The organism is Sphingopyxis sp. RIFCSPHIGHO2_12_FULL_65_19, assembly GCF_001830555.1.
Taxonomy (GTDB): domain Bacteria; phylum Pseudomonadota; class Alphaproteobacteria; order Sphingomonadales; family Sphingomonadaceae; genus Sphingopyxis.
In genome coordinates, this window is the sequence record NZ_MIAM01000049.1 from 213,804 (window position 1) to 219,803 (window position 6,000).

Below are 6,000 nucleotides of genomic sequence, written 5' to 3' on the forward strand. Positions count from 1 at the left end.
GCGATCGGCGACGACCCCAATTGACGCCGATCGATCACTGGGCGGGCCGCCATGCGGCCCGCCCTCTTTGTGCTCGCAGATGTCTATTGATGGCCGATTGCGGCCTGACCGCTTTCAGGAGAGAATTTGCGAAAGCAGCCGTTCGCAAATTGCTCCCAGCGGCACGACCATATGATGCAGAAAGAAATGAGGCCGAGGTGACCAAAGTCGCCTCGACCTCATACCGAGCGTTTCGCCCTTCCGACGGGTCGCTAATCAGAAGGCGATGCGCGCAGTTACCCTTGCACCATGGGAGTTGCGGTCCGATGCCAGCGTGCCGGTGTAAGCAGCGCCGAGATGAAACGAGCCCGTGGTATATTCAAATCCGGCTTCGACTTCGGCTGAGTTCTTCGGGATAGCCGTGCCAAGGATGCCGAACGTAGGTCCTCCGGCCGTGAACCGAGATGCAATCGGTGCGGCGCGGTCGTTGAACGCTCGGTTCCAGGCAGCCGACACATAAGGCTGGAAGCCTGGCTGACCGGCGTTTAATTGCGCACGCCCGCCAAGACTGACGAAGGTGGTCTTCTGATCGCCCTTCGCGACGGTCAGTGCCGCGTCGCCGCCGGTTTCAGCGAAAGCATCGCTGCCGGTATCGACATGCGCCAGTCGGGCAAAGGGTGTGATCGCCGTATTGCCCGTGACAATGTCGTAACCGATCTCGCCAAAGATCTGCAGCGTGTCAGCGTCCCGCTTCGACGAAAGCGTTTGAGCCAGCGGCGCGCCGTTGATCGCGCGGGTCGTATCGATGTCGTGCCAGGCATAGCTGACACCGATGGTGCCGCGCAGACCGCCTTCCGCGCCATAAGTGGCATGGGCCGCGATATATTTGCTTTCCACGTTTGCATGGTCATTGCGCCCGCCGAAGCGGAAGTCCGACCCGCCGATACCTGCCGAAAGCGCTGCAGCGAAGCCGCTACCGCCAAAACCGACGCCCGCGACCAGACCCTTGTGATCGGTGTCCATCGCGAAATTCCCGCGCGCCGCGTCAAATTCTCCCCAGCCGCCAAAAGCCGAGCCCCAAACGAACGCACCGCCCTCTTCGGGAGCCTTCATGCCAATCAAGGCATTACGCAGATGACGACTGTCGTCGGTCAGGCCGCTGATCGTGCTAGCCAGAATTTCGCCCGACAGGTCGCCGAAGCTCGCCTGTGCGGTCGCCGCATTCTGGACCAGCACCGCTTCGTACAGCGGATTGTCGACGCCAAGTGCCTGAACCGCGGCCGCCACGCTCGCTTGGTTAAAGCCCACCGCGATATCGGCGAAATCGATATCGTTGCGATAGAGCGACAGCGTCACCGAGTTGGTGCTGTAGCGCAGAAGCGGATCGAGGAAGGCGAGGTCGGTCGTCACCGAACCGAACGTCCCTGTGATTCCCGCACCGCCTGTCAGAATTACATAGTCGGTGCGCGGGTTATAGTTGCCGTCCTCGGCCAAGACCGCCACGCTCGCCGTGCTGGCGATCGTCACAGCACCCGTCGCATCGAGGCGATCTGCGGCGCCCGCTGCGTTAACCTCGACTTCGTAGACCGAGCCTGCAGCGAAGGCGAGGTCGCCATTCACGGTCAGCTGGCCGATCGAGTTGCCCGGCGCAATCGTCCCGCCGCTGGCGACTGTCGTCGATCCCACGGCGCCATTGCCGCCGAGCGTTCCGCCGCTGTTGACGGTCACCGGCGAGGCGATCGAACCGTTTACCGCGAGCGTGCCGCCGTTGACCGATGTCGGGCCCGTATAGCTGCTGTTTCCGGTGAGGTTGAGCGTGCCGGCGCCCTCTTTCACCAGGCTGCCCGTGCCCGAGATATCGCCGCCGAAAGCAGTGTTGCCAGATTGATCGACGGTGAGCTGGCTGTCGCCGATCACGACGCTCGACCCCGCATCGCCTTCGAGACCGCCGATCGTCTGGTCCTTGCCCGTGATGTCGAGCGTGCCGCCTTCGCCTAGGTCGAATTCGGTACCCGGATCGATCGTGCCACCGATCCGCACCGAGCCGCCAAGGATGTTCGTCACCCCCTGGAAGGCATAGTCACCCATGAAGGTCAGCGCGCCGTCACCCATCTTGTCGAGGGTGCCGCTGCCCGAGAAGGCGCCGAGAAAATCATAATTGTCGGAACGATTGAAAACGAAGCGCCCGTCGTTGACGATATTGCCCGCGAAGCTGCCCTCGGTTCCGCCGGCGCCCAGCTCGAAGAAGCCGGTCCCTTCCGTCTTCACGTCACCCTGAAGCAGCCCGGTCAGGACGAGGCCGCCATTGGAAATGACCGTTCCGCCAGTGTGCGCGATGTTGGCGGTGTCTACGGTAAACACGGCGTCGCCGATGAGCTGCAACTGCCCCGTCCCGTCGATGGTCAGGTCGGCCAGATCGGACACGACATCGTCGGTACCGAAGTTCAAGACGAGCAGGCCGTCAGTCCGAACCGAAGGGGTCAGGATCGGCGACGAAGTATCGCCCGCGCCCAGATCAATTTCATTGACCTGCAGCGACGCACCGCTGGCGATCGAAACGCTATCGAATGCGCCGACCACGCCTGTGGTCGACCAATAGCCTGCCGCAACGTCGAGTGTCTCAAACCCGGTCGCTTCGGTAAGCTGCTGCGCCTCGGTCAGTTCAAGGACGTCCCCATCGAGCGTCAGGCTGTCGTTGCCGCCCCCTGCGTCAACGGCGCCGGACATTACGCTACCGGTTCGCAAAGTGACACGATCGTCGAAACTGCCGAGCTGGACAGCGATCCCGCCTGAACCGGTGATCGTCCCTGCGTTGTCGAGGATGATCGCACCGCTGTCATCGCCCCATACGCCCCGACCGCCGCCCGTGATTGCGCCGGTGTTAACGAGCATTGCGGTCCCGAAATTACCGAGGATGACGCCGTCGTTTGCACCAGAGATCGAGCCGCTATTGTTTACTTCGGCACTATCGAGGAAGCCCGCGACCGCAGCGCCAAAGGTCCCGCTTCCGGTGATCGTGCCGCTATTGCTGATCGTGCCGGTCTGCGCGATATCTTGCGAGACCTGCAACCCTTCGACGACAGCGCCCGATGTTGCGCCAGTGATCGTTCCGCTATTGGTGATCGTTGCGGTATCGGTGACGAGGACGACCGCGCCATAGCCGTTGGAGCCCGTGATCGTCCCCGTATTGGTGAGCATGCCGTCAAAGCCCGTTTCCTGGACAAGCCCTGCCCCGCGCTGGATAAGAACGCCGCCCGGCCCCTCACCGGTGACCTTGCCGGCGTTGTCGACCGCGCCGCCGGCCGACAGGATGATCCCGAACCGCGTACCGCTGATGTCGCCGGTGGAACTGTTCGCAACGGTTCCGACATAGTTCGCCAGCGCCTGACCGTCATAGGGATAGATCGAGATGCCATCGGCCAGCGCGCTGCCCTCGCCGCGGATAATGCCGCTGTTGCTCACGCTGCCGCCGCCAATCAGACGCACGCCATCGTTCGATTCGCCTCGGATCGTGCCGCTGTTCGTCACCTGCGTGCCGACCGCGATGCCGACGATATCGCCGATCGCCTCGTCGAACTGATAGGCGGTCGTGATGCCGGCGCCCGCACCTGTGATCGTCCCGGTGTTGGTCACGCTCGACGACGCGGTGGTGATCGTGATGCCGGCGTCGGGCGCGGCGTCGAACCCGTCGTAACTGCCCTCGCCGCGGATCACACCGGCGTTGTTCACGGCAAGTGTGCCCGTCGCGAAGGAATAGATGCCCGACGTGCCGCCGGTGATCGTGCCCCCCTCGGCATTGGTGATCGTTACGTCCGCACGCGATCCCTGCGAGACGCCGGCGCCAAAATCGCTGCCGATCGTGCCGCTGTTCTCGAGCGTCGCGCTGGACATGTCGCTGCCGAAGCCAACCCCATAGCCGTCGCCGCCACTGCCGCCGAGATTGCCAGTGCCGCGAATGTCGCCTGTGTTCACGACCTTGGCGGTCAATCCACTGCGATCCTCGCTTGGATCTGTATTGAGGGCAGTCCCCTGGACATAGACGCCGCCATTAACGCCCTCGATTTCCCCGGCGTTCACGACCTCGCCACCGCCCGACAGGATGATTGCGAACCGCTGGCCCTCGATGCGGCCATTCTCATCGTTGGTGACGTGGGCCGAATAATCTTCGTTCGACTGGTCGACATGCGCAAACATCGAGATGCCATCCGTGCCCTGCGCACCTGCATTGACACCCACGATAAAGCCGCTGTTGATCACGCTCCCGCCGCCGGCGAGGCGAATGCCGTCGTTATTGAGACCGATGATCTCGCCATTGTTGGTAATCGAGGTATTGATTGCGCGGCCCGTCCCATCCGCCATCGGCGTGGTGACGATCCCATATTGGCCGCCGATGATCCGACCGCTGTTGACGATCACCGCGTCCGCCGTCGTAATGACAATCGCATCCTGGGCGGCAGCGCTTATCAACCCCGCATTATTGAGAGCCAGCGAGCCTTCGTTGGAACGGATCGCGGTCCCATTGGCGACGATCTCGCCGTCGTCATGGTTGTTGATGGTGAGGGCGCCCGTCGACTGACCGATGATGGCGGCCGCTTGGCCGCTGATCAGACCCTCGTTTTCGATCACGGCACTGCTGAGCGCGCCTCCCGCAAGGACTCCCAGGAAACCCTGAACGGTGCCGCTGTTGTTGAGCGTGCCGATGCGACCAGTCTGGTCTGCGGTCGCGCCAAGGATGACGCCGAACGGGCTGACATTGGGATTGGCGGGATTGAAGGTCCCGGTGCTGCGAATGGTCCCTTCATTATCGATGGTCCCGCCACCCTGGACGACCACGCCGAACATTTGGCCTTCGATCAGGCCGCCCGGAGCATTGGTCACCGAGCCGATACCGGTGACATCAGTCGCGACAGACTGGGCGAATTCGGAAAGGGCGACACCGGTGCCCGACCCGTTATTGCCGTTCAGTCCGCGGATCACGCCGCTGTTGACCACCGATCCGCCGCCCGCGAGCGAAACGCCGCTGCCTGCGCGGCCTTCGATCGTGCCCGAATTCGTGACCGCAGTGTTGCGCGCGCGCGCCTGCGTCCCCTCGGCATTCTGAAACACGGTGGTCGTAATGCCCGACAGGGCGCCGACAATGCCCTGGCTATTGTTGATCACGGCGTCGGCGGTCGTGATGTTGATCGCATTCTGACCGGCGCTGAAGATGAAGCCCTTATTATCGACGGTCAGCGTGCCGCCGTTCGACGCGATCGCCGTCGCATTTGCAAGGATTTCGCCATTCTCGAAATTATTGACGGTCAGGTTGCCGGTGGACTGGCCGATGATGGCGATTGCGGTCGCACTGATCATTCCATCGTTGTTGATCGTCGCGCTTTCCAGCGCACCGCCAGCCAGAACCCCGAGAAACCCCGAGATGTTGCCGGTGTTCACCACCGTCGCGGCGCGGCCGGTCTGTTCGGTGGTTGCACCGAGAATGAGCCCGAACGGGCTGACGTTCGGGGTCGCAGGGTTCGGATTACCGGTGCTGCGGATCGTGCCCATATTGGTAACAGTGCCGCCGCCCTGCAGCACCGCGCCGAACATTTGGCCCTCGATCACGCCGCCGTCATTGTTCGTGATCGATCCCACGCCGGTGATATTGCTGGCAGCCGCGCCGGGGAATTCCGAGATCGATACGCCGGTGCCGTTGATCATGCTCCCGGGCGCCCCGCTGGTCCCCGAGATCGTGCCACCGTTGGTGACGGTACCGCCGCCGACAAGGGCGACGCCCGATCCTCCCTCGCCGCGGATCACACCGCTGTTCGAAACCTGCGTGTTCGCAGCGAGCGGCTGCGGGGGCAGATCATCGCCATTTGCGTCTTCGCTGAAAAAATAGGAGGTGACGACGCCGTTCGCTGCGCCGCTGATCTGGCCCGCGTTGGTGACGATCGAATTCGGCTGCGCAATCACGATGCCGCCGCTCGGCCGACTGTCGATGCCGCCGACGTCGATGCCGTTGCCGCGAATGACACCGGCGTT

The 6,000-nt window shown here is 63.0% G+C and carries 1 protein-coding gene; it reads right to left on the bottom strand.

The window, feature by feature from the left end:
- Window positions 1–255 precede the first annotated feature (255 nt).
- On the bottom strand, window positions 256–6,000 hold a 5,745-nt coding region (locus A3E77_RS14385; RefSeq protein WP_293647121.1), incomplete at its 5' end, for an autotransporter domain-containing protein.